General features: G+C 65.1%; 15 protein-coding genes and 2 tRNA genes. 12 read left to right on the top strand and 5 right to left on the bottom strand.

Annotated elements, in window-relative coordinates; all coding sequences use genetic code 11:
- Positions 1-166: 166 nt before the first annotated feature.
- Positions 167-412, bottom strand: coding sequence for a hypothetical protein (locus tag QX132_RS22640; RefSeq protein WP_315714645.1), 246 nt, complete (start codon positions 410-412; stop codon positions 167-169).
- Between the two features lie 169 nt (positions 413-581).
- Here QX132_RS22640 and QX132_RS22635 point away from each other — a divergent pair, with 169 nt between their 5' ends.
- Positions 582-701, top strand: coding sequence for a glucose transporter (locus QX132_RS22635; RefSeq protein WP_315737533.1), 120 nt, complete (start codon positions 582-584; stop codon positions 699-701).
- Between the two features lie 72 nt (positions 702-773).
- Here the strand turns inward: QX132_RS22635 and QX132_RS22630 are convergent, their stop codons facing one another.
- Positions 774-1,286, bottom strand: a complete 513-nt coding sequence (locus QX132_RS22630) for a hypothetical protein (RefSeq protein WP_315737534.1) — start codon at positions 1,284-1,286, stop codon at positions 774-776.
- Positions 1,287-1,580: 294 nt separating this feature from the next.
- Between QX132_RS22630 and QX132_RS22625 the strand changes: the two genes are divergently transcribed.
- From QX132_RS22625 to QX132_RS22615, 3 genes are all read left to right on the top strand, one after another.
- Positions 1,581-2,195, top strand: a complete 615-nt coding sequence (locus tag QX132_RS22625) for a TetR/AcrR family transcriptional regulator (protein WP_316162941.1) — start codon at positions 1,581-1,583, stop codon at positions 2,193-2,195.
- A 158-nt stretch (positions 2,196-2,353) separates the two neighbouring features.
- The gene (locus tag QX132_RS22620; RefSeq protein ID WP_316162940.1) at positions 2,354-3,016 is read left to right on the top strand and encodes a DUF3313 domain-containing protein; all 663 of its coding nucleotides are present in this window, start codon (positions 2,354-2,356) and stop codon (positions 3,014-3,016) included.
- 172 nt (positions 3,017-3,188) lie between these two features.
- Entirely contained in the window at positions 3,189-3,785 is a 597-nt protein-coding gene (locus tag QX132_RS22615; RefSeq protein WP_316162939.1) for a DUF2147 domain-containing protein, read from the top strand.
- A gap of 53 nt (positions 3,786-3,838) precedes the next feature.
- On the opposite strand, the gene QX132_RS22610 is transcribed toward QX132_RS22615, so the two are convergent.
- Both QX132_RS22610 and QX132_RS22605 read right to left on the bottom strand, forming a co-directional pair.
- Positions 3,839-3,913: transfer RNA gene (locus tag QX132_RS22610), tRNA-Thr, on the bottom strand.
- 193 nt (positions 3,914-4,106) lie between these two features.
- Positions 4,107-4,604 carry a hypothetical protein gene (locus QX132_RS22605; RefSeq protein ID WP_315780759.1) on the bottom strand — a complete coding sequence of 166 codons (498 nt, stop codon included), beginning with the start codon at positions 4,602-4,604 and terminating at the stop codon, positions 4,107-4,109.
- A gap of 362 nt (positions 4,605-4,966) precedes the next feature.
- On the opposite strand from QX132_RS22605, the gene QX132_RS22600 reads away from it, so the two are divergent.
- Both QX132_RS22600 and QX132_RS22595 read left to right on the top strand, forming a co-directional pair.
- Positions 4,967-5,428 carry a hypothetical protein gene (locus QX132_RS22600; RefSeq protein WP_315780761.1) on the top strand — a complete coding sequence of 154 codons (462 nt, stop codon included), beginning with the start codon at positions 4,967-4,969 and terminating at the stop codon, positions 5,426-5,428.
- 57 nt (positions 5,429-5,485) lie between these two features.
- The gene (locus tag QX132_RS22595) at positions 5,486-5,998 is read left to right on the top strand and encodes a hypothetical protein (protein WP_315780763.1); all 513 of its coding nucleotides are present in this window, start codon (positions 5,486-5,488) and stop codon (positions 5,996-5,998) included.
- Positions 5,999-6,055: 57 nt separating this feature from the next.
- Here the strand turns inward: QX132_RS22595 and rlmB are convergent, their stop codons facing one another.
- Complete coding sequence (rlmB, locus tag QX132_RS22590) at positions 6,056-6,886, bottom strand: 23S rRNA (guanosine(2251)-2'-O)-methyltransferase RlmB (RefSeq protein WP_315737540.1); 831 nt, start codon at positions 6,884-6,886, stop codon at positions 6,056-6,058.
- 216 nt (positions 6,887-7,102) lie between these two features.
- Here rlmB and QX132_RS22585 point away from each other — a divergent pair.
- The 6 genes from QX132_RS22585 (at position 7,103) to QX132_RS22560 (ending at position 14,852) form a co-directional block, all read left to right on the top strand.
- Positions 7,103-7,188: transfer RNA gene (locus QX132_RS22585), tRNA-Tyr, on the top strand.
- 640 nt (positions 7,189-7,828) lie between these two features.
- Positions 7,829-9,358 (top strand): TolC family outer membrane protein, encoded by a 1,530-nt coding sequence (locus QX132_RS22580; RefSeq protein ID WP_315737541.1) that lies wholly within the window; start codon positions 7,829-7,831, stop codon positions 9,356-9,358.
- A 251-nt stretch (positions 9,359-9,609) separates the two neighbouring features.
- The gene (locus tag QX132_RS22575; protein ID WP_316163002.1) at positions 9,610-11,793 is read left to right on the top strand and encodes a type I secretion system permease/ATPase; all 2,184 of its coding nucleotides are present in this window, start codon (positions 9,610-9,612) and stop codon (positions 11,791-11,793) included.
- Position 11,794: 1 nt separating this feature from the next.
- Positions 11,795-13,129, top strand: coding sequence for an HlyD family type I secretion periplasmic adaptor subunit (locus QX132_RS22570; RefSeq protein WP_316162938.1), 1,335 nt, complete (start codon positions 11,795-11,797; stop codon positions 13,127-13,129).
- A 455-nt stretch (positions 13,130-13,584) separates the two neighbouring features.
- Positions 13,585-14,421: a transglutaminase-like cysteine peptidase gene (locus QX132_RS22565; protein ID WP_316162937.1), complete on the top strand. Its 837-nt coding sequence runs from the start codon at positions 13,585-13,587 to the stop codon at positions 14,419-14,421.
- Positions 14,422-14,501: 80 nt separating this feature from the next.
- Positions 14,502-14,852, top strand: coding sequence for a hypothetical protein (locus QX132_RS22560; protein WP_315737544.1), 351 nt, complete (start codon positions 14,502-14,504; stop codon positions 14,850-14,852).
- Positions 14,853-15,104 lie beyond the last annotated feature (252 nt).

Genomic DNA, 15,104 nt, shown 5'->3' with positions numbered 1-15,104 from the left:
GGGCTTCATGGCGACCTTCCAGCTGCAGCTCCGGCTGCCCGCTGATCGCGGGTCTGTCTGTCGAAAAATCTTTGATGAAAGCAAGCCGTCCGCGGGAGCGGACGGGCATAACGGCGTGCATCTCTTCTGCCGCGTGTGACCCAAGGCGGGCTTCCGCCGCAGCCGGTCAGGATGCGAACGGGATGTTGAACTCCTGCTCGGCCTCGGCACGGTTCTGCCAGGGATCTTCCTCGGGCTCGGCGGCGCAGGGTCTGATCTCGTAATCATTGTCGAGCTGCAGATGCGCGGTCGATCGCGCATTGATCATCACGTCCACCACAAGCCCGCTCTGCCGCGCCAGCCGCCAGACATCCCCCTCGGTCGGATAGGCTTTGCTCAACTTGGCGTCGTTGCAAAATAGCGCGTAGGGCATTCCAAGCAGCTCCAGAGAAGCGAAGGATGAACCGAGAATGAACGGCACGTGTAGCGAGACACTGGCGCGCCTGGGGCAGGAAAGGGGCCTTTTCGGCGCGGCCGAGTCGTAAACGAGTCCTAAATTTTTGAAAAAAGAATCCGTGGGACTCCGGGGCTAGAATCGCCAGATGGTTAAGCTCATGGGAACCGATCTCCACATCTTTTGCGGGCGGATCCAGCTGACGCTCGCCTTTGGGCTGCTGCTCGCCTTCGTCGCCAATGTGGCGCTGCTGTGCGCCTGGCTGTGAGCGGGCGCGTCGATTGCGGGATTCGTTCTTTTGTGCACTCTCGGCCGTTGTGCACCTCTGGCGCGGCCGGCTTTAGTCCTCAGGGAGGGCGCTCCGTTCGGCCGATGCTTTCAGGCGCGCGAGTGTCGCGCTGAAATATTCCTGGCGCTCCCGGTTGAAGCGCTCCTGGTGGGCCCGGAAGCGAGCAACTCGGGCACGAATCTCTGCCTGCATGTCGCGCTGCAGATCGAGCTGCGAGGCGATGCTCGTGAAACGCTCCGGGGGGGCTGGGCTCAGGGCTGAGGACGAAGCCTCGGACGCGATGGAGTGGGGCGCACTCGGCCTTGCAGCCTCCGCGACCGCGCCGGGGATCTCGCCTTGCGCGTTGCCGCCACGCCATGCCCCGATTTCGGCTCGGGCGGCGAGCACACGCTCCAAGGTGACATGCGTCGGTCGCTCGACCGCAGCCTGCTGCGGCGTAGCGGGGGTGTCGGCTGGAACGGCAGGCAGCTCGAACTGGGCGAAGTCGGCAGGCTTTCCGGTGACCGACTGCACGAAGGCCATGGTCTGCGCGATCAGTGCATCACGCTCTTCCTTCCACGTCATGACGCTTGTCCCCCGATGCCTCAATTGCAACAAAAGCGGCTGACGAAATCAAGTTGAAGACCAGTGACTTCTGGGGATAAGCAGGAGTTCTAGATGAGATGTGACAACAATGTTGCCACAGTCTGAACTCGTTTCGTCCCCCACCCGCGGAAGGTGATACCAGAAATTCAATCCCGCGCAGATGGTTCCTGAGGCGCGGCGGTTTTTTCCGGAGCTCTTCTTGACAGAGGAGGGTGGCTCGCCCCTATGACGGAGCCGCCTCGGTGTCGGGGCATCTTCCTGCTCGCAACCTTCGTGCGCCGCCCGGGCACTTCGCAGTCTTTGATGGACAACCCTTCACGCTCCGAGCGGTCGCGCAAGGCCGCGCTCACCGCCGCCCTTACCATCATCGCCCGCGATGGTCCGGGGCGGCTGACGCTCGACGCCATCGCCCGCGAGAGCGGGCTGAGCAAGGGCGGGCTGATGCACCAGTTCCCCAACAAGGAAGCGGTGCTCAAGGCTCTGCTGGAACAGCAATTCCTGCATTTCGACGAATTCGCCAGCAGATACAGGGCTGAAGCCGGCAAAGCGGCTGATCAGCCCGAGCTCGCGACGCAGATCGCGATCTCGCGGGAGCTGATCGCCCAGCAATATTCGGTGGCGCAGGCCATGCTCGGCGCGCTCGCCCAGGAGCCGGGATTGCTGGCCGATGCCCGTGCCAAGGATGCCGAGAGAGTAGCCGAGATCCGCGGCGAGGCCGAGGACGCCGATCTCGCGGTCCTAAGATGGGCGGCGGCCCGTGGGCTTGCGTTGATGACGATGCTGCGCGTCTCGCCGCTGGAGCAGCCGGACCTGGACCGCCTGTTTGCGCGCCTGCTCGACGACCGCCAATGGACGGGGTTCGAGCACCGCGTCCCGTCCGACCGCTGATCTGCCTCGAAAGCCGCTTCTTCGGCAGGCGCCGGGTCGCATCCCACCGAGACATTAACGCAATCTTCACCGAGCTTCTTTACAAACCGTCTGGTCGGTTTTATTGATTGGGCGCTGGTTGTGCTTCGCAACAAGCCGCGCAGGTGAGGAGAAAGGGAATGACGATTCGAGTCCGGGTGTCCGGCTTTGCGGCGATTGCCGCGGCGGGTCTTTGCGCCGGCTGCAATACGGTGACGCCGGTGGCCTATTCCGAGGTGGCCTCGGCGCGTTATCTGGCGCCGAATTCCGCCGACCTGTCGGGGCGGGTGCCGTACCGCTACGCGGCTGCCGCGGACTGGCGCAGCTATGACAAGGTGATGCTCGATCCGGTCGTGATCTATCGCGGCAGGGATCACCAGTTCGGCGACATGTCCGAGCAGGACAAGGCGAGGCTCGCCGCCTACATGCGGTCGCGGTTCCTGGAAAATCTGTCGGCGCGCTTCCGGGTCGTGAGCCAGCGAGGGCCGGCCACGTTGCGCGTGCGGCTTACCCTGACCGGCGCCGTCGCCAACACGCCGGTGCTCGGCACCGCCTCGCGCTTCGATCTCGCCGGCGCCGTCTACAACGGTGTGCAAAGCGCCCGCGACGGCGAGGGGCTGCTGACCGGCTCGGTGTTCTACGCGGCCGAGATCTTCGATGCCGCGAGCGGGCGGCTGCTGAACGCTTTCGTCAGCAAGCAATATCCCTCTCCGTATGACATCAAGGCCAGCGTCGGCGCGCTCGCGGCCGCAGAAGCCGGGATCGACAAGGGGGCCGATGCCCTGGTCGCGCAGCTCCAGTGAGCGAGCAGTGCAGACGCATGCGAAGGGGCCCCAGAAGGCGGCCCGCCGCGCAGCCGTCTTTCGCGTGCTTTCGCATCGAGGGCACCGGCAAATGTCCGGCAGCCATTGGCGACGTCAATCTCGCCGTACGAGCGCGTGGATCGAGGCCGTGGAGACAACGGGGTCCCTGGACATGACATTGAGATTCGTTCTGCGCGTTGGCCTGCGCATCGTCGTCAGCCTGCTGCTGTCGATGGCGGAGGGCCGCGGTCACGCCGCCCCCGTCAGCGATCCGCTCGGCACATGGTTGACTGAGGACGGCCGCGCCCGCGTCCGCGTCGAGCGTTGTGGTGCCATGGCCGATCGCGTCTGCGGCTACATCGTCTGGATGAAGGAGACGGCGGATGCCAAGGGGCAGCCGTTCCGTGACCGGCTGAATCCGGATCCGGCCAGGCGCGGCCGTCTGCTGCTCGGCCACCAGATGCTGCTCGGCCTGAAGCTGAACGCCGACGGCCGCCACAGCGGCGAGGTCTACAACGCCGAGGACGGCAAGACCTATGCCGTCTCGATCTGGCGCGAGAGCCCGAAGATGCTGGCGGTCAAGGGCTGTCTGCTCGGGCTGTTCTGCGCGACGCAAGGCTGGGTGCTGGTGACGGATCAGGTGCCCGGCCAACTCATCGGAGCGACCGGCGAGGGCGGCGGGCCGTTGCCGGATCCAGAGTGGACTGCGCCCAAGCCGCCGTCGGCGACCGGTATCGCCAAGCCAGCGGTCAGGACGAGGGTGAATTGACGCCTAAGGCCGGTGATAGCGATTGCCGCAGCAAATCCCAACTTCACGGAAGCTGGTGCCGGCTGAGGGGATTGAACCCCCGACCTTCGGTTTACAAAACCGCTGCTCTACCGCTGAGCTAAGCCGGCGAATGCACATTGGTGGCGAAGATCTCGTCCTCAGATTGCGACGAGGTCTCGCGAAGCGCGGTGTTCCTACCAGAGTTGATGCAGTCCGGCTACTCCCCGAGTGAGGGCCGCCTCTCCCATCAACCCAGCAAAAAGGGCGGCCGTTGGGCCGCCCTTGTCGGAGCCGATTATCGAAGCCGCTCCGGCGCGATCTTTACTGGCAGATGTGCATCAGCCCGTCGCTGCCCTTGAACATGGTGCCGGGGCGGCAGACCAGGCCGTTGCGGGTCGCGTAGCTGTTCCAGTCGCCATAGTAGCCGTTCGGGCCGCGATCATAGCTCGGTTGGCCGTAAGAGGGGCCGGGACTGTAGGCATAGGCATCCGCGGTCCGGAACGGCGCCGTGGCGATGGCGCCGGCGGTTCCGATGGCTGCGCCTGCGATGCCAGCAGCGGTGCCGACCGCTCCAGCGGCGACGTCAGCCGGCCAGAAGCCGCTGTTGCGGCGATCCCAGCCGTTGTTGTTCCATCCGGTATTCCACCCGGCATCGGTGCGCTGCTGCATCATCGCCCCGTCCTGGCGGGCCATGTGCCGATGCTGCATCATTCCTTCCTGCTGGTGGTTCATATGCCGGTGATGCATGTCGCGCGCCATGGCCGGGCCGGCGAGCGCCGTTGCGAGTACAGCAGCCCCGAGAATAGCAAATCGTGTCATGGAATACTCCGTCGTTGCGCCCCACCTGCTAAGCGCAAGCCGGCCCCGTCGTTCCCGCCGCGCCGGGAATGTTTTGGAACGACATGAGGCCATCGCTTTGCGAGGCCGGAGCAGCGGTTGCGGTCCGGCTTGCTCCGACCCGAAGGCTGTTAGTCCCGCGGACAGGGCAGGCGGGGTTGATGCTGGCAGTATTGTCGCTCTCGGCTGATGATCAGTCATTAACCCTCGCGCTCGAACCCCACCGGGGCTTTAACCCGGAATGGTGGCTCGCGCGTTAGTCTTACCAGCAGATTGATGTGCGCGTTTAACCCATCGGGGCGCGCGTTGCGGTATTGGTAGGATGGCAACCGGGGCGTGAATTCATGCGTATTACAACGGCTCTTGTGATTCTGATTGGAGCGTCTTCCGCCGCGCTCGCCAGCGAAGGCTTCGAGATCGTCATTCCGCAGCGGCCCGGCGTGCCCGTCGTCATCAACGGCATCGATGCGTCCTACGCCGTTGTCGAAGGCCAGTACGGTCTTGGCAGGGGCAATTACATGCAGCCGACGATCTATGGCGGTCGACCGGTCGAGCCCGAGCCCCATGTCGGCCATTACTATCCGACTCTCGGAGCGAGGCCGGGCTATGGCCGCATGGAGATCGAGCCGCCGGCCGATCGCAAGCTGCCGAAGCCGGCCGAGAGCTATTCGCGCTCATGGGGTGCCCAGTCGCAGATGCAGCCGCCGGAGCCGGCGGTGCCGATGTATCCGCCTGCCGTCATCCTGGCTCCGCCTGATGGCGGCCCGCGCGGGTATTCTAATTCACCGCCGGCCTACCGCCGCTAGCGAGCAGCTCGCCATCAACAGTCAAATCAAGCAAAAATAGGTCAACAGGAGAGAGTTATGCGTGGAATAATTTCAGGACTTGTCGCCATTGCCGGTCTGGCCGCCGCTGGCAGCGCGCCGGCCGCCGCCTGCGGCGCCTCCGCCTGCACGCCGTGCGGCTACGCCACGCCGTGCGCGCCGCAGGTCGCCTATCAGCCGACGGTCACTTATCAGCCGACCGTGACCTACCAGCCCACGGTGACGTATCAGCCGCAATACTTCTATCAGCCCGGCTACACCTATGGCCACGGCTGCGGTGCCTGCGGCGCGAGCTATGAGCGGCTGCCCGAGCCGACGCGGCAGTACTACTATGTCAACCAGGGTCCGACCTACAGCGGTCCCGGCGCCTTCGCGCCGTATCCGGCCTATGAGGAGCAGGCGCTCCCGGTCTATCGCTATCACCACCGCCGGCATGCTTATGAGGCGACCCGCGTCGCCCCCGAAGTGGTATATGCCCAGCCCCGCCCCGCCTATCGCTGGGGCGCCTCGCCTTATTATCACGGCCAGCGCGTGCTGCGCCGCTACTACTGATCAGCCGCACCTTCGTTCACGCCAGCGCCCGCGCGCCGCATGCGCGCGGGCGCTTCGTCATTTCGGCATCAATCCGATGCGGGTCGCGCCGACATAGAGTGCGAGCACGGCGGCATTGGAGACGTTGAGGCTCTTGATGGCGCCGGGCATGTCGAGCCGTGCCACGACGCTGCAGGTCTCGCGCGTCAACTGCCGCAGGCCCTTGCCCTCGGCGCCGAGCACCAGCGCGAGCGGCTCGCGCAAGGCGACCGCCGCGATGTCCTCCTCGCCCGCGCTGTCCAGCCCCACTGTCTGAAAGCCGCGTTCGTTCAGCCGCGTCAGCGCGCGGGCGAGGTTCTGCACCGTGACGATCGGCACCAGTTCCAGCGCGCCGGAGGCGGACTTGGCCAGCACGCCGGTGGCCTCGGGGCTGTGGCGCCCGGTGGTGACGACGGCCTTCACGCCGAACGCCGCCGCCGAGCGCAGGATGGCGCCGACATTGTGCGGGTCGGTGATCTGGTCGAGCACCAGGATCAGCCCCTCGGCGGCGAGCGTGTCGATGTCCGGCGAGGGCAGGGGATCGGCCTCCGCCAACAGGCCCTGGTGCACGGCGTCCGGGCCGAGCCGCTGGTCGATCTGGCTGGGACGCACGATCTCGGGCGTCACCCGTGTCTCGATCCCCTCGTCGGCGAGCCGGCGGGCAGCGTTCTCGGTCAGGTAAAGCTTGCGAATCCTCCGCTTCGGATTGGCCAGCGCCAGGGTCACGGTGTGCCAGCCATAGAGAATGACGGGGCCATCCGAGTCCTGACCGCGCTCCCGCCACGGCTGGGGGCGCTCGAATCCGCGCGGTTTGCCGGAGAATTTACCGCCCGGACGGCGAAAAGGTGGCTTTCGGTCGCGTTCGCTCATGGCCCGAGCTTCTGTCACGGCCTGCGGATTCTGGCAATTTGGCACCGCTGAGACGGGAAAATTCGTCGTCCCTTGGTTGACTTCGAGGGGCGGGTTCGATCATAACGACCCCGGCCGCGCGCGCCCACTCATCCGGGCCCCGCGGTCTTACCGTCTCCATGGCGCTGATGGTCCCGACGCTGCTGTTCCGCGGCCGGCCCGAATTGCCGTCGATACGGGGGAGTGTCCCGAGTGGCAAAGGGAGCTGACTGTAAATCAGCCGCCTCATGGCTTCGCAGGTTCGAGTCCTGCCTCCCCCACCAATTTACTGCCTCTCAGCTCGATGAGATTTTGCAAGGATCGGGGACCCCCTGGGCATTGCCGCCGCATTCCCTGCAGATGGAGCGCCGAAATCAATGGGTCGCATCTGGGTCATGGCGAGATCCGGAAATCCAACGACCGATCGTGACCTCCATTGTATCCTTGGTTGTTCCTCGATCCCTCGGCGGCAATCGCTCACGGCTGCCATGACGACGCGCCAGAACCCAGGCTCCGGACAAGCCGGCTTGGCAACGGTAGGCTACTAATCGCTTATTGCCGGTCCGCCCTCGCAGGGTGACGTTCCGGCTGCCACAGCCGAGTTAATGCCGCGAAAGCGATCGATATATTGAAGCAACCACGGAAAACGCGACATTCTCTGTCGCGAGATTTTCTTTATGAAAGAAAAAATAGCTGGCTTTAAATCAACCGCGTCGGCTTCGCGTCATTCCCACCACATTGATTTTGCTTCAGAATCCTGAATCTTTCGCCTCGAAGAATGTGGCGGAGCGTAGCTATTCTGCCACAACCGGGCGGTTTTTCGTCGCAACTGTGGCGAGTCGCGTTGCGAGCTGATCTCACGTTTGTTATCGGTTCCATATGTTCAAGAGCATATATACACCGATTTTGATATGTGTTGTGGGAATGAGCTTTAGCCCGGCATTGGGCGCTGAGCCGTTCACCATCCAGGACGCCATCAACCAGGCGGTGAAGACCAATCCCGGTGTCGGGGAGGCCGCCGCCAGCCGGCGGGCCACCGAAGCCGAGCTTCGCCAGTCCCAGGGGACGCTGCTGCCGCAGGTCCGGCTCGATGCGAGCGCCGGGCCCGAGATGCTCAAGCAGTATGTTTCACCGGCGCCGGCCAATAATGGCCGCTACCTGCGCGGCCGCGAGGCCGGCGTGGTGGTCCGTCAGCTGCTGTTCGATGGCTTTTCCTCGATCAATGAAGTGTGGCGCCAGGCCGCGCGGGTCGATGCCGCCGCGTACCGCGTGCTGGAGCGAACCGAGCTGATCGGTCTTGATGCCGCCGAGGCCTATGTCGACGTGGTGCGCTACTCCAGGCTGGTCGCGCTGGCCGAGAAGAACCTCAAGGTTCATCTCGAGCTGCGCAGGAACGTGCTGGCCCGTTTCCAGGGCGGCCGGGCCGGCGAGGGCGACACCCAGCAGGCCGAGGAGCGGGTCGCTGCAGCGCAGGCCGTGCTCGAAGAATTCCGTCTCAGCCTGGAAGTGGCGCGGGCGAAGTATCGCAAGGTCGTCGGCGTCGAGCCCTATAACCTGCGTTTCCCGGGCCGGCTGTCCGACATGCCGAGAGACAAGGCGGAATCGCTCGACATCGCCTACAAGTTCAATCCGACCCTGCGCGCCGCCGCGGCGGATGTGACGGCTGCCAAGCGGGGCTTCGATGCGACGACCGGCACCTTCCTGCCGACGCTTTCGCTCGAAGGCCGCGCGACGACCGGCAAGGAATCGATCACCTACACCAATCGCTACGACGAGGTCAGCGGCAAGGTCGTTGCGTCCTGGGATATCTTCAACGGCGGTCAGAACAGCTGGCGCCGTGAGGAAGCCGCGCAGCGGATGATCCAGGAGCAGCAGAAGCACGCTCGGCTGCAGCGCGATGCGCTGGAGTCGATCGACAAGGCCTGGGCGGCCCGGATCATCACCGCCGATCGCGTCGCCGCCCTCGTACGCGATGTCGAAGCGGCCCGTCGCACCTTCGTCGCCTACAACAAGGAATACGAACTCGGCCAGCGCACGCTGATCGATCTCCTGAACTCACAGAACCAGTACTTCAATGCCAACGTGTCGCTGGTGTCGGCGCGCGGTGTGGTTGTGTTCGCTGACTATCAGCTGCTCGCCGCGATGGGCCAGATGCTCAACTACCTGAAGACCGGGCATCCTCCGGAGACCGAGCCGGTGGACACGCCGAGCGGCTTCATCGGCTATAGCCTGGCGCCTGTTCGGCTGAGCGCGCCTGCGCCCGGACCGCAGCCGCTGAGCTCCGCCGGTCCGGTGCCGATGTTTGGCCTGCATGATGGTACGCCGAAGCATCCTGCGCCGATTACCTTCGGCGATCGGTGGGCCTCGAGCGATCCTGAGGATACGACGCTATTCGTCGCGTCCGGAAAGTACGGCGGATTCGCTCAGAGCCCCAACGGGCACGCGCCGAAATAGGTGAGACTAACAAAGCCGGTGCATGTCGCGCCGGCTTTTCACCATACGCATTTACTTTGCGCTGAGATTGTCGAGAAGCACCTGCAAAAATCTTGAAAAAGCCAGGTGCGAGCCAAAGAATTGGGCTAAGGCAAATTATTAGCAAGAAGCAATGGGTGCAGGTCCGCGCTGCTCGGTGGGCCAGATGGGTTTTCGAGGCGTCGTTGAATATTCGTCCGACAAGGTTCGAGCTCGAAGAGACGGCCCACGTGATGCCGCAGATGAGCGCAGCCGCAGCAGCAACTGATCCTCTCAGCGACAGTCTGCTTTACCTCGCAGCTCATCATGGCCGCGCCTTGAGCCGCAGCGCGCTGCTATCCGGACTGCCGCTCGACAGCGGCGTGCTCAGCATCGCGCTCTACGAGCGCGCCGCGCAGCGGGCCGGGCTCGAGGCGCAACTGGTCGAACGGCCGCTGAGCGAGATCCCCGCGCTGGTGCTGCCTTGCGTGCTGATGTTTCACGACGGCACCACGCGCATCCTGCTGACGATCGACGAGGCCGCCGGCCGCCTCACCATCGTCGATCCCTCGCGTCGTGAACAGCCGGCGATCGAGCGCTTCGAGGTGGTCGCGGCGCGATATGTCGGCTTCGCCTATCTGGTGCGGCCCGCCACAGTCGCCGATCCGCGCGTGGCGGCCGCCGGCGAGGTGCCGAAGACGCACTGGTTCTGGTCGGTGGTCAGCCGCTTCGGCGCCAATTACGGCCATGTCGCGATCGCCGCGTTCATCGTCAACATCCTGGCGCTGGCCGCGCCGCTGTTCACGATGAGCGTCTACGACCGCGTGATCCCGAACGGCGCGATCCCCTCATTGGTCGCACTCGGCATCGGCCTTCTCCTCGCCATCGGATTCGACTTCCTGCTCAAGGTGGTGCGCAGCCGCATCATCGACATGACAGGCAAGAAGATCGACGTGGTGCTTGCCGCGAACATCTTCGAGCACGTGATGTCGCTGAAGATGGACAAGCGGCCGCCATCGGTCGGCATCCTCGCCAACCAGCTGCGCGACTTTGATTCGGTTCGCGAGTTCTTCACCTCCGGCACCGTGGTGTCGGCGACCGACATGCTGTTCGCGGTCGTGTTCATCATCGTGCTGTTCATCATCGCGGGTCCCATCGCATGGATTCCGCTGCTGATGCTGCCGGTGATGATCGCCGTCGGGCTGCTGATCCAGCGGCCGCTCGAACGCGCGATGCGGCAGATGCAGGCGCAGTCCGCCGCGCGTCACGGCATTCTGGTGGAATCGCTGAACGGAATGGAGACGGTCCGCGCGGTGGCCGGCGAGAGCCGGGTGCAGACGGTGTGGGAGCGCTCGGTGGCGGCGCAGGCGCGCTCCAGCGAGGACGTCCAGTTCTGGGCGTCGATGGCCATGACCGCGGCGAGCGTCGCCAGCCAGTTCTGCAGCCTGCTGCTGGTCGTGGTCGGCGTGTTCCTGATCCTCGACGGCAAGCTCTCGGTCGGTGCGCTGGTGGCGGCCAACATGCTGTCGGGTCGCGTGCTCGGTCCGATCGCAGGCATCGCCGGCCTGATGACGCGCTTCACCCAGACGACGTCGGCGTTGCGCTCGATCGACCGGCTGATGTCCCTGGACCGTGAGCGTCCGCCGGAAAAGATCTACGTCGCGCGTGAGATCAACCAGGGCCGCATCCAGTTCAAGAACGTCAGCTTCTCCTATCCGGGAAGCCAGACCAAGGCGCTCGACAACGTCTCCTTCGATATCAAGCCGGGCGAGAAGATCGGCATCATCGGTCGGGTCGGCTCGGGCAAGACCACCGTCGGCCGCCTCGCCACTGCGTTCTATCCGCCGACCGAAGGCAGCATCCTGATCGACGGGATCGACATCCAGCAGTACGACCCGGCCGATCTGCGCGCCGGCATCGGCTTCGTGCTGCAGGACACCGACCTGTTCTACGGCAAGCTGCGCGACAACATCACGCTCGGCCGTCCGGCGGCGACCGATGAGGAGGTGCTCGAGGCAGCGCGGCTCGCCGGCGTCGAAACCTTCATCGCCGGCCACCCGCAGGGCTATGAGATGATGATCGCCGAAGGCGGCCGCAGCCTGTCGGGCGGGCAGAAGCAGGCGATCGGGCTGGCGCGTGTCCTGATCCGCAAGCCGCGCGTGCTGTTCCTCGACGAGCCGACTGCGCATTTCGACGTCCGCAGCGAGGGCGAATTCCTCGAGCGCCTGAAGTCGCTGGCCAAAGGCGAGATGTCCATCATCGTCTCGACCCACCGGCCTTCGTTGTTGTCGCTGGTCGACCGCATCCTGGTGTTCGACTCCGGCAAGATCGTCGCCGACGGTCCGACCGCGCAGATCCTCACCATGCTGCGTCCGCAGCAGCCCGCGGCGGCGCCGGCCGCGAGCCCCGCGATGAAGCCGGTCCAGGGGACGCGGTGACATGGCGCTCAGCGATTTCGCGTTCTCCAACGACATCAGGGCTGCCGTCGAACTGCGCACGCCGAAGACGGCGCGGATGCTGCTGCTGGCCTCGCTCGGCCTGTTCTTCACGTTCCTGATCTGGGCGCATTTCGCCGTGCTCGATGAGGTCAAGCGCGGCAATGGCAAGGTCGTGCCGTCGCGCCAGACCCAGGTGGTTCAATCGCTGGAAGGCGGCATCATCGCCGATCTCCTGGTGCAGGAAGGCGCGATCGTCGAAAAGGATCAGCCGCTGGCGCGGATCGAGGACACCAATTTTGCGTCGCAGTTCGGCGAGATCCGCGAGCGCCGCGGCGCGATGGCGGCGCGGGTGATCCGGCTGGCGGCGGAAACCGAGGGCCGCAGCCCGGTCGAGTTTCCCGAGGAGCTCGTCGCGGACGCCCCGCGCGCGGTGCAGAGCGAACGCGCCGTGTTCGACGCCCATGCGCGCAAGCTCGCGCAGGACATCGACGTCGTGCAGCAGCAGGAGCAGCAGAAGAGCAAGGAGATCGACGAGCTCAGGGCAACCGAGAAGCGCTTCTCGGAGACGTTGGCACTGCTCAATCGCGAATTGGGGCTGACCCGCAAGCTGTTCGACCAGAAGGTGGTGCCGGAGATCGAGATGCTCCGCGCCGACCGCCAGGCCACCGACATGCGGGGGCAGCTCGCGGTGGTGCAGGCGAGCATCGTGAAGACCGAGGCCGCCGTGCAGGAGGCGCGCGCGCGCCGGCTCAACATCGTCACGGCGTTTCGCGCCCAGGCCGAGGACGATCTCGCCAAGTCGCGCGGCGATCTCGCCGTGCTCGAAGAGAACATCAAGTCGGCCCAGGACCGGGTGCGGCGCACCGAGCTGCGCTCGCCCGTGCGCGGCATCGTCAACAGGCTCAACGTCACCACCATCGGCGCCGTGGTCGCGCCAGGCGCCAGCCTGATGGAGATCACGCCGCTCGATGACACGCTGCTGGTCGAAGGCCGCATCCGTCCGCAGGACATCGCCTTCATCCGTCCCAACCACGAGGCGGTGGTCAAGCTCAGCGCCTATGATTCCTCAGTGTACGGCTCCTTGCACGGGCGCGTCGAGCGCATCAGCGCCGATACCATCACCGACGAGAAAGGCGACAAGAACGAGCGCGGCGAGACCTTCTATCGGGTGATGGTGCGCACCGAGAAGAACCACCTCGGCACCGCCCAGCAGCCGCTTCCGATCATCCCGGGCATGGTCGCGACCGTCGAGATCCTGACGGGCAAGAAATCGGTGCTGGACTATCTGGTCAAGCCTGCCCGCATGCTGCGCGACGAGGCGCTGCGCGAGCGCTGAGCGCAGGCGCGGCCAGCTCGTGTGAGTGCAGCGATACCCGGTTCTCCGCGAAAAGTATGTGAGATCCCAGAAGTCGCTGCGCTGATCCGCGGCTGAGCGAGCCGGCCTGCGTTACCAAATTCTGAATCGTTCAAATGCGACGCGATTTGGTCGGCCGCGGTTAGTCGCGTTCGCAGCTTGGCCGCGAACATCACCGCGGTTTAACCGGCCCGAAGCCGCGCCGGCCCTATCCCTGATCCGATAACAACCGGGACAGGGATCGACGCGATGACGTCGGCCGATGCCCCGGAGCATACGGGGCGTCACGGATGTTGCGGATCGATCGGCCGCGGGCTCTCCCGCGCGCGCTGGGGCTTGCGCTTGTGTTGTCGGTCGTGGCCGGTTGTGCCGGCGCTGCGTTTGCCGAGACTTCAAATCGTAGATCTCCGCAGGGCACTGCGGATAGCGCGCTGCCGGTGCCGCCGCCCGTCCGTTTCTTCACCATCAATGCCGTGCTCGCCAAGCACGACGGCCTGCGTCGCGCGGCCTCCGGGCCTGTGGAAGTGGCATCGACCGACCCGGCCGGCCGCGCCGGATCAGTCAGCGACGCCCCGCAGGGGCCGGCGGTCGCTAATCCCAGCGACGAGCCGTTCGGCCTGGTGACGTTCCGCGCACCCGAAGGCGTGCTGTGGGTGAAATGGCACGGCATCCAGGCTGCGATGGCGAGCGAGCGGATGTCGACCGAGCGCTGCAACGGCGATGACGCGCGCTGCTCGGCGTCGGAGCGCTTCTTCGTCGCGCTGATGCGGTCGGCGGCTGCCGCCAGCGAAGGTCGTGCACGCGCGGAAATCATCAATCGCGGCGTCAACCAGGCGGTGCGCTACGTCAGCGACGATCAGCAACACGGCCTGCCGGACGTCTGGAGTTCGCCACTGCAGACCTTTCGCAGCGGCCTCGGTGACTGCGAGGACTACGCGATCGCGAAATACGCGTTGTTGCTGGCGGCGGGAACGCCGGAATCCGACCTCAAGCTGCTGCTGGTCCGGGACCTCGCCGTGCGGCAGGATCACGCCGTCGTCGCAGTCCGGCTCGAGGGCAAGTGGTTCGTGCTCGACAATCGGCGGGCCGCTCTGATGGAGGGACGAGATCTGCAGTCCTTCATGCCGTTGTTTGCGATCGATCACCGCGGCGTCAGCCTGTTCGCGGCGCCCTATGCCGAGCGGCCGCACCACGAAAGCGAGAGCGACGTCACGCCGGCGGCCGAAGCCGACATCGGCGGCGGCCGTGATCCGGGCCGGCCGTTGCTGCTCTGAATGTCGCAGCCGAACGACTTGTAGCCGGCGCCGTTTGCGGTCTTAATGCACGCCGGGAAGCTGGCGAGCAGGGGGCCGCGGTGAATATCAAGCAAGTCATGGTTTGCGGGGCAGTGGTCCTGTCGGCGATCGGTGGGATGATCGGCATCGCGCGGGCCGACGCCGTGGTGCTGCCGGGCGCGGCGTTTGCGATCGCCTGCGAGAATGGCGGCAGTTACGTGCTGCGCTCTCGTCCCGTGCTCGCGCCGGGCGAGATCGTCACCGCGCAGCTCTACCTCCATCCTCGCCACGCGATTCCGGTCCGTCTCGTTCCGATGGGCGACGGCTATCGCTACGCAGGCCGCGGCGTGTGGCTCGATGGTATCGGTGACCAGGCGCTGTTGTATTTGCGCAAATATGAACCGGTCGCCTGCGTGGTCAGCCGCATCTGAGGCATTCTGCCGCTGCACAACCTCTTTCAAGAATAGGCTCCGCCTTTCGCAAATAATTCGCGAGAGGCGGAGTTCCATTTCGGCCATTTCATGGCGCTCAGCTCATATTCACGACAGCGTGCGTGGTGTTCCGCAAGTATTGCGCGCGGAACAACTGCGGATCAGTAGTAATTCTCCAGGCCAAAACCCGATTTAATCTTGTCTTTCCGGCTGCGCCATGCGTAGCGCGGAAGCATAGGCGCGGACTAATTT

Source organism: Bradyrhizobium sp. SZCCHNRI20481 (genome assembly GCF_032485055.1).
Taxonomy (GTDB): Bacteria; Pseudomonadota; Alphaproteobacteria; order Rhizobiales; family Xanthobacteraceae; genus Bradyrhizobium.
The sequence above is the reverse complement of the archived record's forward strand: the minus strand, read 5'-3'. Positions and strand labels throughout refer to the sequence as shown.

Excerpts from the sequence above, each read along its gene's own strand:
- QX132_RS22570 (WP_316162938.1), top strand. The coding sequence starts at position 11,795 with ATGGCGCTCAGCGATTTCGCGTTCTCCAACGACATCAGGGCTGCCGTC.
- QX132_RS22635 (WP_315737533.1), top strand. The coding sequence starts at position 582 with ATGGTTAAGCTCATGGGAACCGATCTCCACATCTTTTGCGGGCGGATC.
- QX132_RS22575 (WP_316163002.1), top strand. The coding sequence starts at position 9,610 with ATGCCGCAGATGAGCGCAGCCGCAGCAGCAACTGATCCTCTCAGCGAC.
- QX132_RS22600 (WP_315780761.1), top strand. The coding sequence starts at position 4,967 with ATGCGTATTACAACGGCTCTTGTGATTCTGATTGGAGCGTCTTCCGCC.
- QX132_RS22620 (WP_316162940.1), top strand. The coding sequence starts at position 2,354 with ATGACGATTCGAGTCCGGGTGTCCGGCTTTGCGGCGATTGCCGCGGCG.
- rlmB (WP_315737540.1), bottom strand. The coding sequence starts at position 6,886 with ATGAGCGAACGCGACCGAAAGCCACCTTTTCGCCGTCCGGGCGGTAAA.
- QX132_RS22640 (WP_315714645.1), bottom strand. The coding sequence starts at position 412 with ATGCCCTACGCGCTATTTTGCAACGACGCCAAGTTGAGCAAAGCCTAT.
- QX132_RS22580 (WP_315737541.1), top strand. The coding sequence starts at position 7,829 with ATGAGCTTTAGCCCGGCATTGGGCGCTGAGCCGTTCACCATCCAGGAC.
- QX132_RS22595 (WP_315780763.1), top strand. The coding sequence starts at position 5,486 with ATGCGTGGAATAATTTCAGGACTTGTCGCCATTGCCGGTCTGGCCGCC.
- QX132_RS22630 (WP_315737534.1), bottom strand. The coding sequence starts at position 1,286 with ATGACGTGGAAGGAAGAGCGTGATGCACTGATCGCGCAGACCATGGCC.
- QX132_RS22615 (WP_316162939.1), top strand. The coding sequence starts at position 3,189 with ATGACATTGAGATTCGTTCTGCGCGTTGGCCTGCGCATCGTCGTCAGC.
- QX132_RS22605 (WP_315780759.1), bottom strand. The coding sequence starts at position 4,604 with ATGACACGATTTGCTATTCTCGGGGCTGCTGTACTCGCAACGGCGCTC.